This is a genomic window from Streptomyces sp. UW30, assembly GCF_008042075.1.
Classification (GTDB): Bacteria; Actinomycetota; Actinomycetes; order Streptomycetales; family Streptomycetaceae; genus Streptomyces.
Genome location: NZ_RDBN01000053.1, coordinates 1051088 through 1073617 on the forward strand (window position 1 = coordinate 1051088; position 22530 = coordinate 1073617).

The 22530-nt window shown below is 68.2% G+C and carries 14 protein-coding genes, 2 tRNA genes and 8 pseudogenes; 10 read left to right on the plus strand and 14 right to left on the minus strand.

The window, feature by feature from the left end:
• The first annotated feature begins 61 nt into the window (after positions 1–61).
• Positions 62–1906, plus strand: coding sequence for an IclR family transcriptional regulator C-terminal domain-containing protein (locus EAO75_RS39050; protein WP_261989598.1), 1845 nt, complete (start codon positions 62–64; stop codon positions 1904–1906).
• Between the two features lie 783 nt (positions 1907–2689).
• Here EAO75_RS39050 and EAO75_RS47860 read toward each other — a convergent pair.
• Positions 2690–2956, minus strand: a pseudogene (locus tag EAO75_RS47860) (GTP-binding protein); the annotation flags it as partial.
• Between the two features lie 498 nt (positions 2957–3454).
• Between EAO75_RS47860 and EAO75_RS39060 the strand changes: the two are divergent.
• Positions 3455–3530: transfer RNA gene (locus tag EAO75_RS39060), tRNA-Arg, on the plus strand.
• 228 nt (positions 3531–3758) lie between these two features.
• Here EAO75_RS39060 and EAO75_RS39065 read toward each other — a convergent pair.
• The 5 genes and pseudogenes from EAO75_RS39065 to EAO75_RS39085 form a co-directional block, all read right to left on the minus strand.
• Positions 3759–4343 carry a helix-turn-helix domain-containing protein gene (locus EAO75_RS39065; RefSeq protein ID WP_187284758.1) on the minus strand — a complete coding sequence of 195 codons (585 nt, stop codon included), beginning with the start codon at positions 4341–4343 and terminating at the stop codon, positions 3759–3761.
• A gap of 472 nt (positions 4344–4815) precedes the next feature.
• A pseudogene (locus tag EAO75_RS39070) lies at positions 4816–5951 on the minus strand (tyrosine-type recombinase/integrase).
• A complete protein-coding gene (locus EAO75_RS39075; RefSeq protein ID WP_147999814.1) occupies positions 5951–6148 on the minus strand; it encodes a helix-turn-helix domain-containing protein in 198 nt (65 codons plus the stop codon). Before EAO75_RS39075 ends, EAO75_RS39070 begins: the two are co-directional and overlap by 1 nt.
• Positions 6149–6599: 451 nt before the next feature.
• Positions 6600–8080, minus strand: a pseudogene (locus tag EAO75_RS39080) (ATP-binding protein).
• Between the two features lie 2 nt (positions 8081–8082).
• Positions 8083–8959, minus strand: a pseudogene (locus EAO75_RS39085) (DNA primase).
• Between the two features lie 224 nt (positions 8960–9183).
• Between EAO75_RS39085 and EAO75_RS39090 the strand changes: the two are divergent.
• Positions 9184–10167, plus strand: coding sequence for a pentapeptide repeat-containing protein (locus tag EAO75_RS39090; RefSeq protein WP_147999815.1), 984 nt, complete (start codon positions 9184–9186; stop codon positions 10165–10167).
• Positions 10168–10512: 345 nt separating this feature from the next.
• Here the strand turns inward: EAO75_RS39090 and EAO75_RS39095 are convergent, their stop codons facing one another.
• Together EAO75_RS39095 and EAO75_RS39100 are read right to left on the minus strand one after the other, a co-directional pair.
• Positions 10513–11292 carry a hypothetical protein gene (locus EAO75_RS39095; protein WP_315987675.1) on the minus strand — a complete coding sequence of 260 codons (780 nt, stop codon included), beginning with the start codon at positions 11290–11292 and terminating at the stop codon, positions 10513–10515.
• 421 nt (positions 11293–11713) lie between these two features.
• The gene (locus tag EAO75_RS39100) at positions 11714–12118 is read right to left on the minus strand and encodes a cupredoxin domain-containing protein (protein ID WP_261989599.1); all 405 of its coding nucleotides are present in this window, start codon (positions 12116–12118) and stop codon (positions 11714–11716) included.
• A 264-nt stretch (positions 12119–12382) separates the two neighbouring features.
• Between EAO75_RS39100 and EAO75_RS39105 the strand changes: the two genes are divergently transcribed.
• The 3 genes and pseudogenes from EAO75_RS39105 to EAO75_RS39115 form a co-directional block, all read left to right on the plus strand.
• Positions 12383–12994 carry an iron transporter gene (locus tag EAO75_RS39105; protein ID WP_147999816.1) on the plus strand — a complete coding sequence of 204 codons (612 nt, stop codon included), beginning with the start codon at positions 12383–12385 and terminating at the stop codon, positions 12992–12994.
• 2 nt (positions 12995–12996) lie between these two features.
• Positions 12997–13623, plus strand: a complete 627-nt coding sequence (locus EAO75_RS39110) for a hypothetical protein (protein ID WP_147999817.1) — start codon at positions 12997–12999, stop codon at positions 13621–13623.
• A gap of 40 nt (positions 13624–13663) precedes the next feature.
• A pseudogene (locus tag EAO75_RS39115) lies at positions 13664–13795 on the plus strand (FTR1 family protein); the annotation flags it as partial.
• 165 nt (positions 13796–13960) lie between these two features.
• On the opposite strand, the pseudogene EAO75_RS48765 reads toward EAO75_RS39115, so the two are convergent.
• The 3 genes and pseudogenes from EAO75_RS48765 to EAO75_RS39130 all read right to left on the minus strand — a co-directional run.
• Positions 13961–14175 (minus strand): annotated as a pseudogene (locus tag EAO75_RS48765) (site-specific integrase); the annotation flags it as partial.
• Between the two features lie 197 nt (positions 14176–14372).
• Positions 14373–14978, minus strand: a complete 606-nt coding sequence (locus tag EAO75_RS39125) for a hypothetical protein (RefSeq protein ID WP_147999818.1) — start codon at positions 14976–14978, stop codon at positions 14373–14375.
• Entirely contained in the window at positions 14975–15550 is a 576-nt protein-coding gene (locus EAO75_RS39130; protein ID WP_261989600.1) for an RNA polymerase sigma factor, read from the minus strand. The genes EAO75_RS39125 and EAO75_RS39130 overlap by 4 nt, the downstream gene beginning before the upstream one ends.
• A gap of 302 nt (positions 15551–15852) precedes the next feature.
• On the opposite strand from EAO75_RS39130, the gene EAO75_RS39135 reads away from it, so the two are divergent.
• The 3 genes and pseudogenes from EAO75_RS39135 (at position 15853) to EAO75_RS39145 (ending at position 17088) form a co-directional block, all read left to right on the plus strand.
• Positions 15853–16434 carry a glycosyltransferase family 4 protein gene (locus EAO75_RS39135; protein WP_147999820.1) on the plus strand — a complete coding sequence of 194 codons (582 nt, stop codon included), beginning with the start codon at positions 15853–15855 and terminating at the stop codon, positions 16432–16434.
• 261 nt (positions 16435–16695) lie between these two features.
• Positions 16696–16869, plus strand: a pseudogene (locus EAO75_RS47865) (DNA mismatch repair protein MutT); the annotation flags it as partial.
• Between the two features lie 148 nt (positions 16870–17017).
• Positions 17018–17088 (plus strand) — tRNA-Gln (locus EAO75_RS39145).
• A 96-nt stretch (positions 17089–17184) separates the two neighbouring features.
• Here the strand turns inward: EAO75_RS39145 and EAO75_RS39150 are convergent.
• Entirely contained in the window at positions 17185–18243 is a 1059-nt protein-coding gene (locus tag EAO75_RS39150; RefSeq protein ID WP_261989601.1) for a hypothetical protein, read from the minus strand.
• Positions 18244–19024: 781 nt separating this feature from the next.
• Here EAO75_RS39150 and EAO75_RS39155 point away from each other — a divergent pair.
• The gene (locus EAO75_RS39155) at positions 19025–19921 is read left to right on the plus strand and encodes a hypothetical protein (RefSeq protein WP_147999821.1); all 897 of its coding nucleotides are present in this window, start codon (positions 19025–19027) and stop codon (positions 19919–19921) included.
• Positions 19922–20569: 648 nt separating this feature from the next.
• Here EAO75_RS39155 and EAO75_RS39165 read toward each other — a convergent pair.
• Both EAO75_RS39165 and EAO75_RS48770 read right to left on the minus strand, forming a co-directional pair.
• Entirely contained in the window at positions 20570–20977 is a 408-nt protein-coding gene (locus EAO75_RS39165) for a hypothetical protein (RefSeq protein ID WP_147999823.1), read from the minus strand.
• A 646-nt stretch (positions 20978–21623) separates the two neighbouring features.
• Positions 21624–21911, minus strand: a pseudogene (locus EAO75_RS48770) (IS481 family transposase); the annotation flags it as partial.
• Between the last annotated feature and the right edge of the window lie 619 nt (positions 21912–22530).

A 22530-nucleotide genomic window follows, 5' to 3' on the forward strand; every position in this document is an offset into this window, starting at 1 on the left:
CACCCTGTGCACGCGTGATGCCGATTACGGTTAAGGCTGCCGAACGCCGTACGGAGAGCCGATGCCCGCGATGACGACCCTGGACGACGACCGTGCCGTGCCCGCGGAGGCGGTCACTCCGCTGATCCGGGGTGTGACGGTACTGCGGCGCCTGACCGAGGCCGGCGGGACGCTGAGCGCGAGCGGGCTGGAGCGCGGCACCGGGCTGGCGCGCTCCACGGTGGACCGGATCACCTCCACGCTCGCGCGCATGGGGTACGTCCGCCTCGACGGCCGTGACATCGTCCTGGCGCCGCGCGTGATGGAACTGGGCAACGCCTACCTGGCGGCCCTCGCCCTGCCGGCCCTCCTCTCCTCCCACGCGGACGCGCTCGCCGACGAGCTCGACGAGTCCGTGTCGCTGGCGGTCGCCGACCGCGACGGCATCCGCTTCATCCACCAGGCGACCCGCCGCCGCGCGATGTCCCTCAGCTTCCGCATCGGCGACCTGCTCCCCGCCGAACGCACCGCGCCGGGCCCGCTGTTCGCGACGGAGTGGACGCAGGGCGAGTGGCAGGCGTGGCGCGAGCGCCGGGCGGCGGACCCGGATGACCGGGGCTTTCCCGCCGTACCGTGGCGGTCGCACCCGTCCTCCGACAAGGACTTCGAACGCCGGGCGGCGCGGGCGGCCAAGGACGGCTGGACGCTGGACGACCAGTTGATCGAACCGGGGCTGGTCGCCGTGGCCGTACCGGTGAAGGACCTGCGGGCCGGCGGCCGTATCGCCTGTGTGGCGAGCGTGGTGAGCCACACGAGCCGGCACACCGCCGCGGACCTGCGCGACACGCTCCTGCCCCGCCTGCGGACGGCGGTGGCGGCGATGGAACGCGACCTGCGCGAGGCACCGGAGCCACGCCCCGCGACCGCCCCGGCGGGCCTCGCGACCTGGACGGGCGCCTCCAAGCAGGAGCTGGGCAGGGAGTTCGTGGAGTCGCTGGCCCGCGGGCTGACCGTACTGACCGCGTTCGGCGAGGGCCGGGCCGAGCTCACCCTCACGGACGTTGCCCGCGCGACCGGACTGGCCCGGGCCACGGCCCGCAGGGCACTCATCACGTACGAGCATCTGGGACTGGTACGCCCGTCGGGAAACCGCGCCTTCGCCCTCACCCCCCGCGTGCTGTCCCTCGGCTACCCGCCCCTGTCCCGCACGTCCCTCGCCCAGATCGCGACCCCGCACCTGGCCGAACTGGCCGACCGGGTCCATGAGTCGACGTCCCTGGCGGTGCTGACACCGTCGGCCGACGAGATCCAGTACATCGCCCGCGCCGCCACCAGCCGCGTGATGAGCGTCAACATCACGATCGGCACGCGACTGCCGGCGTACGCGACGTCGATGGGGCGGGTGCTGCTGGCCGATCTCCCGGAAGGCGACGGGCAGTTGACGACCGCCCTGGCCGACCTGCGCCCGCTGACCGAACACACCATCACGGACCCCGCGACGCTGACGACGACCCTGTCGGATGTCCGGGCCAACGGATACGCCCTGGTCGACGAGGAGTTGGAGGCGGGCCTGCGATCGGTGGCCGTACCGGTGAGGGACCGGACGGGCCGGGTGGTCGCCGCACTGAACGTGGCCATGCACGCGGCACGACGCTCGGTGCAGGAGTGCGTGCGGGCCAGGCGGCGATCTGAGGTCTTCTTCGTGCGCGTCGGCCGGGGCGGCACGAAGAAGACCTCAGATCGCCGCCTGGCCCGCACGTCGACGATCCCCGCGTCGAGCGTCGCCCCGTCCTGCGGGTCGACGAGCTGGAACGAGCCGGTTCGCCTGTTCTCCAGGTGGTCGTCGACGGCGAGCGGCTCGGCCGTGCGAATCCGTACCCCGCCGATGTCGTTGACGAAGAGACCGTCCGGGCAGGGCAACCGGTGAGCGTCCGTGACGTCCATGCCGTCGTCGATCCCGATCCGCTCCACCATCGCCGGGACCGTCCTGGGACCGTCCTGGTGGTGTGCTTGAGCAGCACGCGTTGTCGCGCGCGCAGCGGGCGTTCGTGCGGATGGCGCGCGTTGTCGCGCGTGCAGCGGGCGTTCGTGCAGATGGCACACGTTGGCCGTGATGTGCCGCAGGATCCGTGGAGCGGGGCCCGCGGGCAGTGGGCAGTAGGTCGCCCCGGGAGATGTCGATCTCGTGGGCGAGCCGGACGGCCACCGACTGCGGCGCCCGCACGCTTTCGGCCTCCTTGCCGAACACGCTGAGGCCGACGACCGTGCTGGGCTCCTCAGACGGTTGCACGACAACGCGGTCCCGGTCCCCGACCTTGAGGAGGCCGGAGGCGATTTGCCCGGCCAGCCGGCGCTCCACCACCTGCCGGCGCTGAGGCGGGCGCCGGATCACGTACTGGCCCGGCAGGCGCAGCGGTTTGCTGATCGGGTTGGCCCGCCCCGCTCCGACCGGCACGCTCTCCAGGTGGGACAGCAGCGTGTCGCCGTCGTACCAGTCCATCCCGGTCGACGGTTCGGCGGTTCGACCACGTCGTCGCAGGTCAGCGCCGACATCGGGATGGCGATGAAGTCCGCGAGACCCAACTCGCGTGCCCGCTGGGCGAACTCGTCCGCGATCGCGGTGAAGCGGACTCCTGCCGGACTCCTGGTAGCCGACGGTGTCCATCTTGTCGACCGCCGACACGACGTGCGGCGGTCGACAACAGTGCGCCGCGATCGCGCCGTGTCTCATCGTCTGCGCGACCACGCCGCCCCGGGCGTCGACCAGGATCATCGCCAGGTCGGCTGTGGAGGCACCGGTGACCATGTTGCGGGTGTACTGCACGTGCCCCGGGGTGTCCGCGAGGATGAAGCGCCGCACGGGCATCGCGAAGTAGCGGTAGGCCACGTCGATGGTGATGCCCTGTTCCCGTTCCGGACTCAGGCCGTCGGTGAGCAGAGCCAGGTCGGGGCCGTCCTGCCCGCGCCTGCGGGACACCTCCTCGATGGCCGTCGCCTGGTCGGCGAGGACGGACGACGAGCCGAAAGGAGAACGGCCACCCGGAGAAAGTGACGAGGAACGCGGCTACCACCGCGCCGACCACTCTCAGCAGATTCGGGAATTCCCCAGAACACAGCAGCGACGCGGAGCCGGGCCACTCACAACTCGACGCCTCCCTGTGGAACGGACGCCTCATCTCCTTCGGAGCCGAAGCCCAGCCACTCCTGCCTCTCGGAACCCCCCGCGCACTGCACGAGGGAGGCCCTCCGCCGAGCCACACGGCCTGACCTGCTCCCCCAGCTCCCCCAACACCAGCGCCCGCCCGAGCCCCGATCCGGTACCCTGTGGATCGAGCGCTCCGGCGGGTGCTGCGGCGTGCCACGCGGGATCCGCGTGCACCTACGACGTGGCGGCCCACCAGGTCGCTCAGGGCTTGACCAAGAGACCTGGCCGCGACTCATCAACGAGATCCACGCAAGGTTTCACCCAGGCCCCGCCTTCGTAGCTCAGGGGATAGAGCACCGCTCTCCTAAAGCGGGTGTCGCAGGTTCGAATCCTGCCGGGGGCACCAGCCAAAAGGCCCCGGACCGATCATGGTCCGGGGCCTTTGACGGCAGCGATTGACGGCAATCCTCCGAAGCCTGCGATCTTCACGCTGGCTCTCTGGCTCCCGACACGTGGCTCTGCAAGCCGCTGCCACAACTTCCTGACAGTCACCAGACGTCGTCGGCCGCGTGAAGGCTGTTCGCCGGGGTTCAACCGGGAGAAGTCGTACCACGGCGAACAGGTGATTGCTGGGTCACTCCCCCAGGGCCGCCGCTCTCATTCGCAGAAGATCATCCGCAGGAAGATTCAGAGCATGCGCCAATGCGGCGACGGTGCGTGCAGACGGCACGCTACGTCCATTGAGCGCTTCCGAAATCGTGGTGCGTCCTAGTCGCGCCCTGATCGCAAGCCCGGACAGCGAGATATCTCGCATCGCCACACCCGTTTGCAGGCGCTGCGTGAGCTCCCGGAGCGCTTCCTGGTCATGCTCCTTACGATCAGGCTCACGACGGGGCAGGGAAGTGCCGCCGCTGCGGCGTGCCGGCACGGCGGCAGCCGGACGCAGGTTGATGAGCTGTTCCTCAACTCGATCGCGAACCTTGAGCCACTCAGCAATCGCGTTCTGTCCGCGAGGATCCCAGGCCGTAACAATGGCGCACAGTGTGTAAGGAGAGGGCAACCGACTGCCATTGAGAGCGGCGTAGATAGCCGACCTGGTAGTCGGCCAAGGCTTCTTCTCCTCAGCCACCTTGTCGATGCTGATCTCGCTGGCTGCGTCGCTGCTTCCGGCACGCGCGATGGCGCCTGCTTGGAGATCACGGAGCTGTCGAGCGAACACACCCAGGGGATGAGTTGGGTCGACTGCTCGTCGTCTGTTTGGCATCCCCGCCCCTCCCAGTACTGTCCGGGGAAGTCCTGCTAAGTACCGTGTTACCCGCGTCAAGTCCCTTGTGATACCTGATGGTCCGAGATTCTGAGGCTCAGTCGCGCCCTCGTGTTGCGATAAGAGCGGCCCGCCGGACGGCGTCCAACCACGCCGGCGAGCCGCAACGGATCCGCACCTATCAAGGGAGACCCATGAGCAACCGTACGCGTGAACGGAAACCAGTGCAGCCCGCCGAGCCCGACTCAAAGACGTCCGCACAACTGGTGGCGGCAGCGATTCGTGGAGCAGCCTCCGGCGCCTTCCGCTCGGTGACTGACTGGGTAATCCGCGTGTTCACCACGCACTGACGCATGTGCCCGCTCTCCCCGGCCGCCCGAGCGGACAGCCGGGGAGTGCGCGGCTCCGCCCATGAGCCGGACAGCTCCTATGCGGCAGGAAGTCGACGCTTGAGCAGGCGGTCCATGTGGCTGATCGCTTCCCGCTGCGTGTCGTGTACGACATGCGTGTACACGTCCATCGTGATGCTGATCTGACTGTGGCCGAGGATCTCCATGATGACTCGCGGCGCAACTCCGGCTGCTGTCAGCAGCGTGGCACAACCGTGGCGGGCATCGTGCAGTCGAACTACTCGCAGCCCAGCGTCAGCGGCCATCCGCGTGAACGAGCGGTAGACGTTCCGGGGCTCCACCGGCCGGCCGTTGCGCGTGGCGAAGACGTAGCCCTTCTCTGACCATGCGACGCCTGTGCGCGCGAACGCTTCCCGCTGCCGCAGTCGGTGCCAGCGCAGCGGCGCGATGCAGGCATGGGGACGACACGCTGCCGGCGACTCTTGGGGTCGTCGTCGTAGAGCGTGCCGCGCCGGCGCTGAGTCTGCTGGCGTACATGCACCCGGTTATCGAGGTCCACATCCGACCAGCGCAGCCCCACCAGTTCACCGCGCCGCAGGCCCATGGCGATGGCCAGGACGAACGCGGCGTACAGCGGGTCTCGTCGTGCGGCCTCCAAAAACGTCAGCGTCTCCTCCAGGGACCACGGGCTGATCTCGCGCTGCTTCACCCGGGGCGGTTCCACGAGCGAGACGACGTTGCGCGTGATGAGTTCCTCGCGTACGGCCGCCGTGAGCGCGGTACGGAGCACGCGGTGCGCTTCCTTCGCGGTCGCAGCCGTCGTTGTGCTCTGCATGCGGGTGGTGAAGCGGCGCACGTCGGCGACGCTGAGCGACTCCAGCCGCTTGGTGCCCAGCAGAGGGACCAGGTAGCGGCGCACGTGCATCTCGTACTTGTCGTAGGTGCTCAGCTTGCGGCGCGGCTCGACATAGTGGGCCAACCAGTACGGCAGCCACTCAGAAAGCTTGGCGGAACGTGTGGGCGTCGGGATGCCCTGCCGGGCACGGCGCACCAGTTCCTGACGCTTCTCGTCGCACTCTTCCCATGTGTTGCCGTACACCGTCTTGCGGGCGCGGGTGCCGTCCGGCTGGGGAACGTACACGCGACCCTCATAACGGCCGTCCTTTCGCTGCCAGATGCTTCCGGCACCGTTCGGGTTTCGCTTACGCGCCATCAGGCGGCCTCCTCAAGACGGTTCTTCATGTACGTGGCGACCGCGTCTGCCGGGACGCGGCGCAAACGCCCTTCGGTGAAGCTCGGGAGCCGCTTGGACCGGATGAGGTCGTAGACCTTGAAACGGCTCATACGGAGCGCGCTCATCACCTCAGGCACAGTCAGGGCTTGGTGACTCGTGGGTAGGGGGGAGCTCATGCGGTGACTCCTCAGGGGCGGCCTACGAATGGTCGATTCAGGGCTCTCAGGAGCCCGCGTCTGTCCGAGGCTGGGATTTCTGCGTCACAGCGTCACGTGCGTCACTCAGGCTTCTGACCTGCGGGTTTGCGTGACGCAGGGCGCTCGGGGTGCGTCACGGGTGACGCAGGCTGTCCGTCACGCGTGACGTGGTGACGCAGGCGTGACGCAGAATTCGCCGTCTGCGTCACGCCCGTCTGCGCAGGTCACGGGGCGGTTTTCATGATCGTGTGACGCTGTGACGCAGAGCTTCCCTACTTAGGAAAAAAGAGGGGGGTTCTGTTGGTGGTGTGGTGCGGCTCATGGCGTGAAGAGGGAGCCGCTGCGCGGCACGTTCAGCGCAGGGCGGCGCCGCCGCCGAACAGCAAGAGGAGCACCCGCGTGGCAGGGGGTGCTCCTCTTGCTCGTGCGGTCAGGAGCCAGCGAAGCGCTGCTGTTCGTGCGCGGATGCGGCCGGCTGGCGGGTCATGACGGTGTAGCGGCCCTCTCGGGTGCGGCCGAAGTCGATGAGGACGCCACGGGCCGCCAGGGTCGGCTGAAGCCGCTTGAGCCGGTCAGAGAGCACTTTGCCGGTAGTCGGCCAGCCTTTGGGCAGCGGCCGCAAGTCGTCCCCGGCGTAGACGCCGCTGAGGCAGTGCAGCCACTGCGTGGACGTCATCTGCTGCTCGGCTCCCGCATTCATGTCGGCTGCGTGCTGCAACACGGTCTGTGCCAGAAGGTCGCCCTCAATGACGTCGTCATTCAGGTCGTCCAGGCTGGCCCGGTACGCGGCCAGTGCCCCGAGGCCAGTTGCCGCATCGAGCTGCGCACACAGGTGCGCGAAGTCCGCCATGCGCAGGTCGGTCGGTGTCTCCGCCTGAGCCGCGCGCACCTTCACGGTCAGGTCCAGCAGGGAACCGAGAACAACCGGCAGGATCTCCGCGTACTCCGCCCACAGTTCCGCCTCGGTGCGCCGCACCCGGGGCCTGACGAGTCGGAGCGGGAGGAGGCGTTCGGCGAGGTCGGGGCGGATGACGCCGACGTCGATACCGGTCAGGAGCATGGGGCGCCGGTAGCGGGAACGGACGACATCCCCGTCGGTGAACAGCGCCCGCTTGATGCTCTCGGCGCCGGTCACGATGCAGCACATCAGGTCGGACAGGTCCGGGGACAGGTGAGAGAGGTTGTCCAGGGCGGTCACCCACCCGGCAGCGACGGCCGTGATCATGTTCTCCTCGTCCTTCGGCGCCCGCCGCAGATCACCACTCATCCCTTCGATGATCCGCACCAGCATCCGGCCGCCAGTGGACTTGCCCGCCCCTTGGGGACCGGTGAGGAACGGGGCCGGCACGGGCACGGACGGCTCCAAGCAGCCGACCAGCCACGCGATAGCTAGACACTCCGTCTCAGCGCCGGCGAAGTTGCAGAGCCGCAGCAGGAGATCGATGCCTTTGCCGTCGGTGTCCTTGGCGGGCAAGGGGAGTTCGCCGGTGAGCTGGGTGCGCCGCCAGCACACCTCGCGCGGGTCGGGGGTGCGGATGTCCCAGCCTGTGGGGTGGATGCGGACGGACTTTCCGTCGTCACGGCCCAGGTCGAGCCAGGCCGCACCGTCGAACCCGGGCGCCACGCGGATGTGGGTGGGCTGTACGTCCTCGGTGAGTGCGAGTGCTTCGATCAGGTCCAACGCCTCCTTCAGAGCCGTCCCGTTGAACACACCGAGTCCGTCCCTGAAAGGCCGACCATGAGTTCCTGCCGGTGGCTGCCCGTGGTGCCCTGGGAGCGGATCGGGCGGGCGACGGGGTGGCCGTTGCGCTGCGCGTACACGGTCCCGTCGACGGTGCGGAAGTAGCGGAAATGCGCCTGCGCGTAGTCAGTGATGACCTGCCGCGCAGGGTTCTTTTCGTCCTCGGACATGCCTACATCCCCAGGGCGGTGAGGGCGTTCGTCCACGCGTCGGTGCAGTGCCTCGGCGTTTCGCCCTTGGCCTGCGCGGCGGTGAACAGTCGCGCGACATGTGCGTCGGTGAGGCAGCCGCACCGGCCGTGCGTCGACAGCACCACGAGGAACGTGCGGTACACGGTGGCGTGGATGCCGCTGCGGGCCTCGGTGATGCGCTGCTCCGCCATGGCGATGCCACGCTCCAGGTAGACGGGCGTGCGGTGTCGGCACTCCCCGGCTCCGGTCGGTGCGGACACCGTGATGGCATGCTGTGCCGGCCGGAGCGTCGAAGGCTCCTTCACAGCCAGTGCGCGGACGGCGTCCGGGAGCTCCGTCATGGTGCCGACGCCGGGACCGAGCCAACGGGCGTAGGCCATCGTGGACTTGATGTCGACGCCGTCACGGACGGCGTTCACCGAGCGCATGGCGCCTTGGTAGATCCAGTGTTCGCCGCGCGTGGTGGCCACGATCCGGGTGGCGGGCAGGGTCTCGCGGGCCCATGCGACGGCCGCCGCGTTGTCGAGGTCGACCACGGTCAGTGCGGCGCCCCCGGGGTGGTAGGCGACGGCCGCGCTCTGCCTCCATGCCGGTGCCCATGCGGGTGAGGTGAGGACGCTCGGATCGGTGGTGGCGGCGGCCCACGCGTGGCAGGGGGCGGGGCAGTGGCAAGGGCCCGCGGTCTTCATGTTCGGCCGCCCGCCGCAGGCGCCGTCCGCGCATGCGCGGCAGTTCCCGAAGGGGACTTTTGCCGTGTCGGAGGGGTAGCGGTGGCACGCCGGCCGCCGCGAGTTCGAGGGCGATGCGAAGGTGCGTGCGGGCCGTTGGGCCCTCGCCGACACCGTGCAGGTGAGGCATGCTGGAGGTCTCCTGCTCTCTTGGAGGGACTGAAGAGCCGGGGCGGGCGCGGGCTTGTGGTGAGACGGCGCCCGCCTCGGGCGTTGTTTCAGGTCGGTCAGAGACTGTGTTGAGGCCGCCTCGCCGCGGGATTGGCAAAGACCGACCTGGGGCTCACTCGCCTGCCATCCTGAGAACGGGAGAGGGCGAGAGAATCAGCGATTCCTGAGGGAGCAGTCAGTAGCGTGAGTCGACGCACGATCTGGATCGCAGCGCTGACGGCGTCTGGTCTGCTCGCAATCCTCGTAAGCGCGGTCATCCTGGTGCCCCGCCTGCTCTACCCGCCCCTGAGTGCAGCGGATCTACGTGGCCTCTCCAGTGCGCAGGCACGCATCGAGCTGCAGCAAGCCCAATCTCGACTCGCCAACGACGCTCGATCGGCGATGCTTCAAAGCTGCGTCGGTCTGCTGGTGGTCATCGGCGCCGCAGCAACTTGGCGGCAAGTCCACGTCAGTCGAGAGAGCCAGATCACCGAGCGCTTCACTCGGGCCGTGGACCAAATCGGCAGTAGAGACATCAACGTCCGCATCGGCGGGATCTACGCACTCGAACGTATTGCCAAGAACTCCCATGCTGACCGTGATCCGATTCAGTTCCTTCTAGGCGCCTTCGTTCGCGGCAGACTCACGTGGCTCGTAGGCTTTGCCGGCGGACCAGAACACCCCACGGCTTCAGTCGATGGACAACTGCCGGTGATGAACGTCCGCGCCCCCGATGTGCAGGCCACCATGTGGGTCTTGGAGCGCCGCACCAGGACGCCCAATGATCCTGAGCTCTACCTGTCGCGAGTAGATCTGCGCGGCATCGTGCTCCGTAAGGCCCGATTGAGCCGGACCCTGTTTCGCCACTCCAACCTCGCTCGGGCTGTATTGGCTGGTGCTCAACTCGATCGCTGTGACTTCACAGATGCCGACCTTCGACGAACTTGCCTCGATGGTGCGAATCTCAAGGGCTCGAACCTCAGCGGCGCATATCTACAAGGGGCTAGTCTGCGCGGAGCTGACTTCCGCGGCGCGGATTTGCGCGGCACCGATCTCAGCGACACGGTGCTTGACGAGCGTCGGCTGACTGGCGCCCAGGCAGATGCGACCACAGTTTGGCCCACCGGACTCAGCGCGGAGTTGCGTCGTCGTGAACTCGGCATTATCGAAGACGGCCGAAGCACGTGATGCGAGGACTCTTCATCTGTCCTCCGGCACGACGGGGGAGCTCCGGCAGGACTGCACTCCGGAGTGCAAGCGGGTCGAAACCAGAACGTTCAGCACAGCAACGAGGGGCTGTGCGAGCTGTTCGGCGTAGGCGTGATCTCAGGAACTCCCGCGTTGCGAAGGGCAGCAGGATCGGGCAGGAGACACGGACGGAGGCCGCACAGCCCCATCTGGCTGGCATAGAGCGGACGGCCTTCGCCGAATGCACCACGTGGGTCATGCTGGAGGTCTCCTGCTCTCTTGGAGGGACGGGAGGACCGGGGCGGGCGCAGGCTTGTGGTGAGACGGCGCCCGCCTCGGGTGTAGCTACTTGTTGGTGATCCAGTGGGCGTACTGCTGGCGGACGTAGTGGCGCGGGTCGCAGATGGCGCCCGCGTCGTCCAGGCTCATCAGCCGCTCCGCCGCTTCATTCGCCATCTCGGCTGCGTCGTCGCCTACGTCTTCGAGGGCGATGCGGTCCAGGACAGCCGCCTTACGGAGCCAGAAGTCACGCCCCAGGGAGGTGCCGGACGAGACACCGCGGGCAGTCTGGGCAGTCCCGCGGCTTCCAGGGCGGTGGGGTCGAAGCCGGGCAGGGCGGCGCGGGTGACGAGCGCCTGCGCGAGCTGTTCGGCGTAGGCGGCGCCGGTGCGGGCCACCTCGATTTCCGTAGTGGCGCGGAGGGTTTCGACGCGCTCGACGTGGGCGTACTCCTCGCGCCGCTCGCTCGTCTGCCGCTCGTACGCGACCGTCTCGCGGCGGTCGGTGCGCCAGTCCGTAGGCGCCGGCGGTGGCGAGCGACCACAGCAGCAGGGGCAGCGGGAGTCCGTCGGAGTATCCGGCGACCCCGGCGAAGGCGAGTGCGCCGGAGGCTGCGAACGCGGTCCCGGTGAGCAGGGAGTCGCCGGTTGCGTTGGCCGCGACGACGCCCGCGGCGGCGGCGCCCAGTGAGAGCGCGGTCATGAGCACGGCGTTGCCGACGGAGTGTTCGGCGCCGTTGGCGTTCCAGATCCGGGCGAGTGCGAGCACGGTCGTGGTGGCCAGTGCGGGGGCCGCCTTGGGCAGTGCGGCGGCGAGCCAGTGGCGGGCCACGGTCTGTTCGTTCACCTGGTCGTGCCGTCCCTGGCACGCTCGCTCGCCGCCGTCCACGAGCAACGACGGGCACTGAGCCCTTTCCAACCTCACGCTGAGGCGTAATGAAGGACGACGGCGGCCTGCGTGTCGCCCCTGACCCCATGGACAACCCCGCCGGCCCGGCCGCCGGGTACCCGCTCAGGGCCCAGAGTCAGCGATACCCGGAGGTTCGTGCGAGCTCGGCTCTACGGCAAAGCTGAACCGCACCGAACGCCGCCTCGACCTGGCGCCTCGCTAAGGAAGTTGATGCGGAGGATGCGGCGCTGCCGGCCAGCCCTGTGAGAGTGCGCTACGGGAAGCTGAGCAAGCCTGCCGTACGGTGAGCCTTGCCCGGCATGCGTGGCCGCGGCGTGACCGAGAAAGCTCGCCTGGCTGGCGCTTGCGGTCCTTGCGGTCATCCCTTCTTGGCCGTCACGGTGAACTCGCCTCCGATGCCATCGCCGACCATGCCCCGCTTGCAGGCCGTGGTGTATGCACCGGCCTGAGTGACCTTCACCGTCATGGTGCGCGATGTGCCGGGGCCGATGACCTCGACCTCGCTGACCACCTTCTTGTCCGGGCTGTAGAGGTAGAACTCGGTGATCTTGCTGCCCTCGTTGGTGACCTCGAAGGTGATGGCCCCGTCGGGTGCGGAGGTCTGGGAGGGCTCGCAGGCGTCGTCGGCCGCCCGGACCGCAATGGGCCCCGAGTTGTCGGCGTCAACGCTGCCGCCGCCCTTCTGCGTGCAGGCGGTCAGAAAGGCGAGGGGGGCGACGGCGAGCAGGGCCAAGATGACGGGACGGGTCAGGGCAGAGGTCACGACAGGCTCCTGGGGCGATGCGGGGACGGAGCGGCGCGCAGTTCAGTTGAGGCGTCTCCTCCACTGTCCAGATGGTGAACCTCACGCCGCCGCGCTCTCGGGCCGAGTCAGGGGTGACGTTCACTCAACTTCCCTACGTAGTAAGGAAATCCCCTCCAGCATGCCCGATATGGCCGCCAACGTCTGCATTGCGAGGGGACTTGACGAGCACACAGCGAGTTCTTAGGTTCGCCTTACCTTACTTTCGACCGAAAGATTTCGGCCATGCCTACGTCCTCGCCGCCCTCGCTCTTTCTGGCCGCCCCGCTCGCTCTCGCCCCGACGGCCTGCGGTGGCACCGATGCCGACAAAGCCGACCAGGCGCCCGCCAAGACTCAGGCGAAGGAGATCGCCCCGGCCGGTGTGGCGCACCAGCACACCGTGCTCGAAGCAGAGATCGCGGCGCAGGGCGGGGAGACCAAGGCCGGGGAGTACCGCATCGGCTACATCGTCGAGGCCGCCGAGCCGTGGTTCCGGTCCGAACACGGCACCCACGGGAAGCTGGTCAACCGTGAGCCGACCAAGAACGAGACGCACCACATCGAGATCATCCCGATGGAGGCCAAAACCGGCCGCATCGTGCCGAACATTCCCATCGAGTTCGAGGTCGTCGACGCCAAGGGCAAGGTCGTTCAGGCCCAGAACCTGAACTTCTACCACGCCGAGTTCTTCCACTACGCCAACAACTTCTCCATCCCCACGGCCGGCAAGTACACCCTGCGCGCCACGCCGCAGCCGCCGACCTTTCTGCGGCACGGCGCCAGCGGCGAGAAGCCCGCGCTGAGCGAGACGGTCACCGCCACGTTCGCAGGCGTCGAACTGAAGCCCGCGAGCTGACCATGACCGTCTCCTCCGACAGACCCATGGTCGCCGCGATCTCCCCGCAAGCCGGTCGGCCGGAGCCGTCAGCGGCTGCCGGCGACCAAGCCCCGGAGCACGCCGACGCCTCGCCCACGCCGCTTTGGGTTCTCGCCGCGGCGGGCCTCCTGAGCTGCGCCGCCCTGGCCGCCGTCTGCTGGATGTCCGGTCACGTCCACGCCGATACGACGCTGCAGACCGTAGCCCGCTTTCTGCATGTCGCGGCCCTCGTCGTCGGACTGGGCGCCGTACTCGCCGTGGACTGGTTCGCGCTCCTGTGGCTGCTGGGACGACGCCGCCTGGCCGACATCCTGAACACCGCTTGCACGCTCCAGGTCCCGATCTGGCTCGGGCTGGCCGGCCTGGTGGCCACCGGCTCGTTCCTCAACCCAAACCTGACCTCCACGCTGACGCTGATCAAACTCGGACTCGTCCTGGCCATCACCCTCAACGGCCTGTACGCCCACCGACTCGGCCAGCACCTCGACCAGTACCGCGACCGGCCGGTGCCCCGCAGCCTCCTCGTCCAATCGGGTGCCGCCGCCACAGTCAGCCAGCTCGGCTGGTGGGGCGCCAGCCTGATCGGCTTCATCAACAGCCAGTCCTGAGCCGCCGCAACAAGGAGACGGCGCGTTCGCCAACTACCTCATCGGCCTGCGCGAAGGCCTTGAGGCCGGCCTCGTCGTCTGCATCCTGGTCGCCTACCTGGTCAAGACCAGCAACCGGAGCAAGCTTGCACCGATATGGCTCGGCGCGGGCATCGCGGTCGCCGGGGCTCTCACAATGCAGCCCTGCTTACGGGCAAGAAGGCACGGCGCTCTGACATCAACGACGATGGACGCAGGCGGCCTTGAGCGATCACACACGCCATAGGGCCAGTTCAGAAGGGGTTTCCTCCCAGGGTGGCCCTTCGCCGTATTCGAGGCCGCGCCACACGCGTGTCAGCGTCATCAGCTCACGGGTGCTGGCGCCCGCCGTGGAGGCGAGCGTGTTGCCTGTGCGGCGAAGGTCGTGAGAGTGCAGCTCCAGGCGGCGCTTGACCTCGCCGAGCAGCTCGGCCGGGGCCGGGAAGGAGATGCAGGCACTCCCGCCGCAGACTTCGGAGCCTTGTCGAAGAGCCGGACGTCCTGCAGCTCTGCCTGCGCGCGGCGGACGGTGATGCAGGGGAGCGGTTCTCTTGCGAGGGCAGGTCCCCAGGGGTCAGTGCCGCCGAGAATGGCCACGGCGGTTGACGCCCCGCCCTGCTCTCAGCCGGCCGTGGAACACCGTCAGAACAGCGGAAGCGGCGACTTCCCGAAACGGCCCGAGCCCACCGCGGCCGTCGGTGGGCTCGGATCGTCCGTGCAGCTGCTTTCCGTTACTTCCCGAATGCCTGGCGGAACTCGTCGACGGTCTCGTCGGAGGCCACGTTCGCGCCGCACGCCGGGACGACGCCGTTCTCGGCGGCCACGATGTAGCGCTCACCGTCCGAGAACGTCAGCGCCTCCGGCCGGCTCGCGTCGCTGTCGAGCACGACCGTCTCCGTGTCGCCGCCCTTCAACCAGTAGTCGACGCGGAATGTGACCGTGGAGCCCTTGATGGAGGTGACCGTTCCCAGGAAGAGGGTCGGGTACCCGCGCAGGGTGTCGGGACTGGGTGTCACGCACTTCTGGCTGCCGAGGCCGCTGTCGGTGGTGAGTGTCAGTGGGCCTGCCGAGGCCGGGTGCCCGTTGTCGTTGTTCGCCATGACTCCTCCGGCGATGCCGCCGCCGAGCAGAAGCAGACCGGCAGCCGCCGCGAGTCCGAGGAGCTGACGGCGGCTCCGTCGCGCGGCGGTCTTCGCGGGGGCCGTACTGCCGGTCCGGTGCGCGGTGTCGGTGGTCAAGGTGTCCTCCACAAGTCGGTCGATGTCGGGCAGCGGAGCATGTGGGGTCAGCGCCGGGTCCGCGGACTTCAGCCGGGCCAGCAACTCGTCGTCATTCACTGACCGCTCCTTCCTTCATCCCTCTTGTGTCCGGATGGTTCGTCATGCTTTCGCCCCAACTGTTCAGCGAGTTTCTTTTTCGCCCGGTGTAGCCGGACACTCACTGCGTTGGGCGTCAGCCCGGTCGCCTCCGCGATCTGCCGGGGTGCCAGCTCCTCCCACGCCCACAGCCGCACCACCTCGCGGTCCAGCGCCCCGAGGGCGGCGAGCGCGGCGTGCAGAACGCTGTGGTCGGCGACCCCGGTCGGCTGCTGTTCCTGCGTCCGGATCAACCGCTCCACCAGCCGGAGTCGGCGCCCGTCGGCACGGCGGGCATTCGCCAGGCAGCCCCGCGCCACCCCGTAGCACCACGGCAGCACGTCATCGGGGTCGGGCAGGGAACCTGGCGCCGGCCCCAGGCCGGGGACGTCGTCAATACGGCGCCACAGCACCAGCATCGCCTCCGCCAGGATGTCGTCGACCATGTCGGCGCTCGTCCGTCGCAGCAGATACCGGTGCAACGGTTCCACCACCACGTGCGCCAGTCTTTCGAAGCGCGCCTGCTGCCTCTGGCGCGACTCCTCTTCCGTCATGGATTCCACAACCCGTCCTGTCCGGCACCGGCCGGATCCTTTCAGGCGAGGCGTACAGACGCGGCACCGGTTCAGGGCGTCGTCCATGGTCTGTCTGCTGCCAGTACGAGACGCGGATCGAGTTGTCGCTGTACACGGACTTGGTCGTACCGCCGTTGGAACCGCTGCCACGGGAGCACGACAGCGTCCTCTTCGAAGCGTCGTGCCCGTAGGAGCGGGCAACCACAGTCAACAGCGGATCTCGCGGTCCCGGCCCCATGGTTGCGTGACCCCCGTCCCGCAGATGTCCTACCGTTCCGCGCATGACTCCGATCAGCCCCGAGAACCCGCTGACCTCTGAAAACGCCCGGGCGTTGCTTGCCATGCTCCCTGCCCGGGTCGAGATCAAGCCAGGCATGAGCGAGCGGGAACTTGATCAGGTCGAGGAGCGCTGGGGGTTCCGTTACGCCCCCGAGCACCGGACGCTGCTCAGCGCAGGGCTGCCGACTGGGAGCCGTAGCTGGCCCGACTGGCGGGACGGCGACCCGGAGGACCTGGCGGAGAGGTTGGCCCGGCCGGTGGACGGAGTGCTCTTCGACGTGAAGCACAACGGTTTCTGGCACCCGGACTGGGACCCAAGGCCGGCGGGCACTGAAGACGCCCTGAAGGTGGCTCGCACCTACCTGGCCAAGGTTCCTGTGATGGTGCCGGTTTACTCGCACCGGTACCTGCTGGCCGATCCGGACCGAACCGGTACGCCCGTGCTGTCGATGTACCAGGCGGACATCATTTACTACGGCACTGATCTCATCGACTACTTCCACCACGAGTTCGGCCGCCCCGTGCCGGCCCCTGAGGACCACCAGTACGCCACGATTCCGTTCTGGTCCTACTTCCTGGACTGAACCGCCGCCGCGCGGACTGACACGGCGCATAAGACGAGGCCGCTGCGTACCGCCGTCCACCGTCGTGCCGGATTTGAGGGGCAACCACGGTCAACAAAGGTGCTGGGCGGGGGGAGTCCATGTCTGGTGGCCTGGCCAAGGAAGACGCATGTCACCGGCAGAGTGCCCAGCCTCTCTCTCCACACCACTGCATCGACCTCGCCCATGCCGCCCTCGCCCTGGGCACCGGCCGCATCGACGGCCAGACCGAAGCGCTACCCCCTCACCGTTGTCTTCGCAGCCAACGAATGGTCCGGCGAACCCCAAACCCGCGAACCGCATAGGCAGGCTCAGGTTCGGTGGGTCGACGCCGACGCTATCCCCGAGGAGTTCGTCGACACCGCGCCGCCGCGCCCCAGGCACGTACGTGTGCGCGGCCGACGGGACAAGGCATGACTTCGCCGGCGCGAGACACACTGGTCAAACAGCCGGAGTGCGTGCGCAATGCGTGAGCGGACGACAGAACACCAGCCGTCACAAGCAGGATCAAGCAGGCTGCTGGATGGTTCTGACCTGCGAGGACAGCACCATCCAGCACACACGAGCACCCACGATCACGCATTCCGTCCCGCTCCTGAAGCGGGTGTCGCAGGTTCGAATCCTGCCGGGGCACCAGCCAAAAGGCCCCGGAACGATCACGGTCCGGGGCCTTTGACAGCTACTGCTGGGTGCCAATCCACTGGCCGTTCTGCGTGCTGCCCCATGACGAGATCAGCAGCGTCGCCCCTGTAAGTGCTGCTCTGATCCGTCCGCAGCGGCAAGGACGCTCAGGATCACCAGGACGACCACGACGAGCAGGAGCAGAAGGGCCACAGAGGCGGGCGTGGGGTAGTTCCACAGGAAGAGGGTGAGGCCCCCGGCGCCGATGACAGCGCCTGTGGTCAGGCGTTGGTTCGTGCGCAGCCACTGTCCGACCGCACCTGTCGTCAGCCCCGTCCGGGCGAGCGCGTGCCCGGCAGATTCCGTACCTCGGGCCGCGGCTGAGCGCACGGCGGCGGCACCGCGGCCTCGTCCGTACGAATACCCTGCGATCACGGTGAGCAAGGCCGTGAGCAGCGCGGTGAGGATGGCCTGCCGCAGGAACCTCACCAAGGTGTCGTAGACGGCTGCTGCGGCATCCTGCGACTGGGCAACCGGAGTCACCGCATCCAGATAGATCTGGCGCATGACGGCGAGTCCGACGAGAAGCCCGCACATCATGATTGCGACGCCGATGCCGCCGGCCATCAGCGCAACCCGGCGGGAAGGTGCCGCCCAGATGCCCAGCCCGGCGAGCACAACCACCGCCAAGGGCAACCACGGGCCGACAACGCCGAGCCAGCGGGCGGCATCACGGGCCTCACTCAGATTGTCGTTCCGAACCAGCACGATCGACTTGTCGGCCCCGGGAACGTCTGCTGCCTCAACAACCGTCACGCCGATCAGTTGCTCCTGCAATTCTTCAATCACAGTGCCGACGTTCAGGGTGATGGTGTCGCCCCTGACCTCGAGCGCTCCGCCTCCCTCCCCCGTGAGGACACTCGTCGCGGCGGTGTGCGCGTCGCGGTGGATGGCGTCCCACGCCTGGGCAAAGGCGTCGCTCGTCACCACCTTCTCGACCACGAAGCGCACGCCGGTCGTCAGTCCGCCCTTGAGTTCTTCATCCAGCGACCGGGCCGCGTCGACGAGGAAGCGGGGTGCATCACGGTCCGCCAGCGCGTCGGCCAGCCCATCGGTGATCTTGCGGGCGTCGATGTTCTGAACCAGGCCGTCAGTGACACGATCGATCATCAGATCCTGGACGGCGGGGTCCCTGGCGAGAGGTGAGACGGTCTGCTCATACCGATCAACATCGGTGACCTCGGAATTTACCCAGGTGGCAACGACGCTGATAGGTGCGAGCAGAACGGCCAGAGTGAGAAGCAGGGAAGCCCCACAGAGTCGCAGACGCCGGTGTCGCGTGCCGAGAACGCGCCGGAGTCGCTCGTACTCCGCTCGTTCGGCATTGTCCAACGGGCCGCTCGGCCTATGCCGGCCATGCTCCTCCGGGCCGGAGGCGGCAGGTGGGTCCACGGCGAACTCCCTCCGCCGCGGTCCTGGCGCGCTACGGGTGGCATGCGCCGTGGGAGGCGGAAGCTACAGAACCGGCCAACCCCTATCTCTCCATCGTCGTTCATCGGCAACCGGCACGCAGCTTGCCCAGGCACAGGCCGGCCAGAGCAACCCCCTGAAGTTGCCGCTGGCGGTGGCTCTCGCAAAGTGGGAACGGCGCTCGATGCCCGGCTGTCCTCGCGTCCCACATCGCCTGCAGCCGGCCTCAACGTCCTTCTGCCGGCGCGGCCGAAAGCGCGTCGGTAGATGCCGAGTACCGAGATCTTCTCCCAGGAGGCCCCAGAAACGCTCAGGGGCCCGACCCGCTGGAGTTCCTGCGCACCTGATGGCGGCCCGCCCTGCTCATGGCCCGGAACATCCCCTGAGGCGGTACCGGGCAGCTCGCCGACCGGTGGCGGCCTCCCATGGGCGGTGAAAGGATCAGGAATACCCCTTTACGTACGCGTTCCCGAGGAGCGGCATGGACGACGAGGGCGCAGAGGACGTGACGGAAACCGACGTCGATGACATCGATGATTACGCCGACGAGGAACCCGTCAGTGCGGAGCTCGCGGAGCCGGACGTTCTCCTCGACGTCCCCCTGCTGAAGGTGGACGAGATCGCCCTGGACGTCGAGGATCTGCGCGCGAAGGTGTCGCTCCAGGCGGAGGTGCTCGACCTGCTCCGACTGAATGTCGGGGCGTACGTGGAGCTGGGCGCCGTCCACCTCGACATCAAGGGTGTGGAGGCGCAGGCGCTGCTGAAGGTGCGTCTGGACAACGTCGTGGAGGTCATTGGGAGGGTCCTGACGACCATCGACCGCAACCCGGACGTCCTCAGGGACGTGACCTCGGGCATTGGGACCGCCGTACGTGAGGTGGGCACTGGGGCGGGCCGGACGCTCGACGAGGTCGGGCGTGGTACCGCCAGGGCGGTGGAGGACGTGGGGCGCGGAGCCGGGACCACGGTCGAGGACGTGGGGCGCGTGGCCGGGACCACGGTCGAGGACGTGGGGCGCGGGGCCGCGACCACGGTCGAGCGTCTGGGTGACGACACGGGCAGCGCGGTCGCGGGGCTCGCGGAGCGGACCGGGGACACGGTGGAGGGAGCCGCTGCGCGGGTCGGCGAGTCGCTGTCGGACACCGCGGAGAAGGCGTCCGACGTCCCGAAGGTCGCGAGTGGCGGCGCCACACGCGCCAGGAAGGCCGGGGGCGCGACAGGCCGCGCAGAACGGAAGCTCGCGCGCGAAGAACCCGCGCGCAGGCAACGGGCCGCCGAAGGTGGCGAGGGGCGGGTGCGACGGGGCACTGAAGCGCCTCGTCGCAAGGTGAAGCGTGTGCGGGAGCAGGAGCCGGAGGACGACGGCCGGCCTCCGTGAAGGCCTGAATACCGGCACGCGGACATCGAGTTCACCTCCACCGTGGCGGCCGACCGGCTCCGTTTCCGCGAAGCGCCGCGGGCGGACGTCCGTTTCAGCGGGAGCCCCGGCACCCGCTCGGCCACGGTGAGCACGAGGACGAACCTGGCCGACCCGGTCGACGTCGGCGTGGAGCACCGGAACGTGCAGGTCCGGTACGGGCTGTCGAACACACTGGGCACCGAGGACCGACAGCGCTCTTGAAACCGTCGTGGCAGCGACGCCACCGTGGGGCTCAAGCTGCTTGCGTGGCTGGTTACGGGCAAGGGGCGCCAAGCCGATCACCGTCGACGCCCACGGACACGTGGACGACGCTGAGAGCCTCGATCGCCTCATCCCGCCTGGGGAGGAGCGAAGCAGCAGCGCCCGCCGCACCGTCTCAGTTTCCGTCTCATTCAGCGCCGCTCATGGCCGTTCATGGCCGTTCAGCAGAGACTCGAAGCCGTCTCGGCATCGACAGCACACCGCCCTTGAACCCAGGTGAGGGCAAGAAGGCGCGGCGCTCTCCTGCAGTCGACGATCGGCGATCGTTTGAATTCCGTCAGCAAAAGCATGAAATTCCCGTCCCCGGGCGGCTGAGACAACCGCCCGGGAACGGGTTTCCTTAATTCAGCAGTGGTCGGTGTTCGTTTTGTACCAACCGCCCCAGGTATTGGTCGCGTAGTCGTCGTAGTTGCAGTAGTAGCTCCCCGCCTCCGTGATGACCTTGACAGCCTTTCCGGCGGAGTTCTCGAAGTAGCCGACCGTGGCCAGGGCTCTGCCGCCGCCGGGCATCTCCTTCCAGCTCCCCGCGCCCGACCAGGTGTGCCAGATGGTTCCCGAGGGCGCCACGCCGAAGCACTCGTCCGGTCCGTACTGCCAGTCGACGAAGTCCGCGCCGTACTCGTTGAAGTTTCCCGTGTATCCGAAACAGGTTGCCGAAGCCGCTGCCGCGGGCGAAGTGGAGACGCCCRCGGCACCGAATGCCGCCAGAGACACCGCGGCGGCAGTGGCCGCCAGGCGGAAACGAGACTTCACGAATTCTCCTCTGTTCGGTTCCGGTTCTTCTTGCATGAGCCGGCCTCACGCTATGCGGGTCCGAAAGAATCACACAAGTGCGGATTTCGGCTACTCGCGAGCAAATGGACCGAAGGATTCCAGATAGAGGGTGATTCGTAGAATTTGGGCTGATGTAACTTTCCCTATGGATTCAGGGTGCGCAATTCGGGCCAATAACACCGGCGACGAGGCCGGGGGTGCGCCATGCGGCTCAACGGCTCCGTTTCAGCCCTCTCACATTTGGGCGAAAGAGGGCGTTCGACTTGGCCGGGAAGATGCGGGTGCGCCGTGATGGCGAGGGTGACTGACGACGTCTTCCAGGCATCCTGCGGGCCGCTCGACCTCGGGGAAGTGCTGCGCCTGTTCCGAGACGGGGCCACCTCAGTGGATCAGAAGCTCTGGCAACAGGGGCCCGTCTTGGTTTCCGACTCATTCAGCCCTGTTCAGGGCCGTTCAGACGAGACCTGTTTTTTGCCGTCCCTGTGCCGACGGCCGGCCGGCCATGTACGCAGGTGACAGCCGTTGCACACAACCCAACGCCCCACCGCCCCAGTTGGAAAGCGTGTTGGTCGTCGCCCACGCTTGGGCCGACGACCCACCAGTCGGGGCGGTATCAGCCACCGTGCCCGCCGTCGGGGATGCGGCCGAGTTTCTTGACGTCGATGTGTACCAACTCGCTGGGCCGGGAGCGTTCGTAGCGGCGGACTTGCTCGCCGGTCACCCGGTCCAGCGCGGCCAGGACGGACAGGCCGGGCAGGCCGGGCAGGCCGTGGCGCTTGAGGATGCGGTGGGCGGTGGAGGCGGTGATCCGGGCACGGGCGGCCGGCCGCAGCCGTCCGATGCGGTGCTCGCGCCGCGTCCGGCCCGGTGTGCCGTCGATGACGGCTGGCATGCCCGACCGCTCCCGCCGCCCGCAGCACTGCCCAGGGCGAGCGTGCGTCGCGGTCGACACCGGTACTCGCCCACTGCTGCACGCCGGCGACGCCTTCTACCCCCACGGCACGATCGACGGCCGTACGTCCGTCCCGCCGCCCTGCGTGCCATGAAAGCCCTCGTCGCCCGGGATCTGAAAAGGTCCGGGACAACCACGCCCGCCTCGCCGAGCTGTACCGACACGCGGATCCCCACCTGGCGATCTTCTCCGCCGACGACCCGACCCTGCACGAAAAGGTTCGCGCCGAAGCGTAAGAGCCCGATCCGCGACGTGATGGTCGTCGGACGGGCGCAGATTTCCCCCACAGCGGCGAGGGCGGTGAGGACGGCGTCGGCAGACCGGGTCACTGTCGCGTGCGCTCCGTGTTCCTGCTGACCGCAGCTCCGTGCCCCGCGCGGCCCCTTCGGTGGCGCGCCACGTGGTGAAAGGGGACGCTGGATGAAGGGGTACGTGACGGAGAGGCACCCCATGGCCGAGACCAGCGCAGACCACAAGGCTCACACGCCGTTCCTTTCCCGCCCCGGTGTCCGCCGCCTCATACCGTTCGCTCTGATCACCGCGATCGCTCTGGTCTTCATCTTCGAGAACCGCGACAGCG

Bases quoted from the DNA above. Each gene is read 5' to 3' on its own strand.
- EAO75_RS39050 (WP_261989598.1), top strand. From the start codon at position 62: ATGCCCGCGATGACGACCCTGGACGACGACCGTGCCGTGCCCGCGGAG.
- EAO75_RS39075 (WP_147999814.1), bottom strand. From the start codon at position 6,148: ATGAGCTCCCCCCTACCCACGAGTCACCAAGCCCTGACTGTGCCTGAG.
- EAO75_RS39105 (WP_147999816.1), top strand. From the start codon at position 12,383: ATGCCTACGTCCTCGCCGCCCTCGCTCTTTCTGGCCGCCCCGCTCGCT.
- EAO75_RS39110 (WP_147999817.1), top strand. From the start codon at position 12,997: ATGACCGTCTCCTCCGACAGACCCATGGTCGCCGCGATCTCCCCGCAA.
- EAO75_RS39130 (WP_261989600.1), bottom strand. From the start codon at position 15,550: ATGACGGAAGAGGAGTCGCGCCAGAGGCAGCAGGCGCGCTTCGAAAGA.
- EAO75_RS39135 (WP_147999820.1), top strand. From the start codon at position 15,853: ATGACTCCGATCAGCCCCGAGAACCCGCTGACCTCTGAAAACGCCCGG.
- EAO75_RS39150 (WP_261989601.1), bottom strand. From the start codon at position 18,243: ATGATCGATCGTGTCACTGACGGCCTGGTTCAGAACATCGACGCCCGC.
- EAO75_RS39155 (WP_147999821.1), top strand. From the start codon at position 19,025: ATGGACGACGAGGGCGCAGAGGACGTGACGGAAACCGACGTCGATGAC.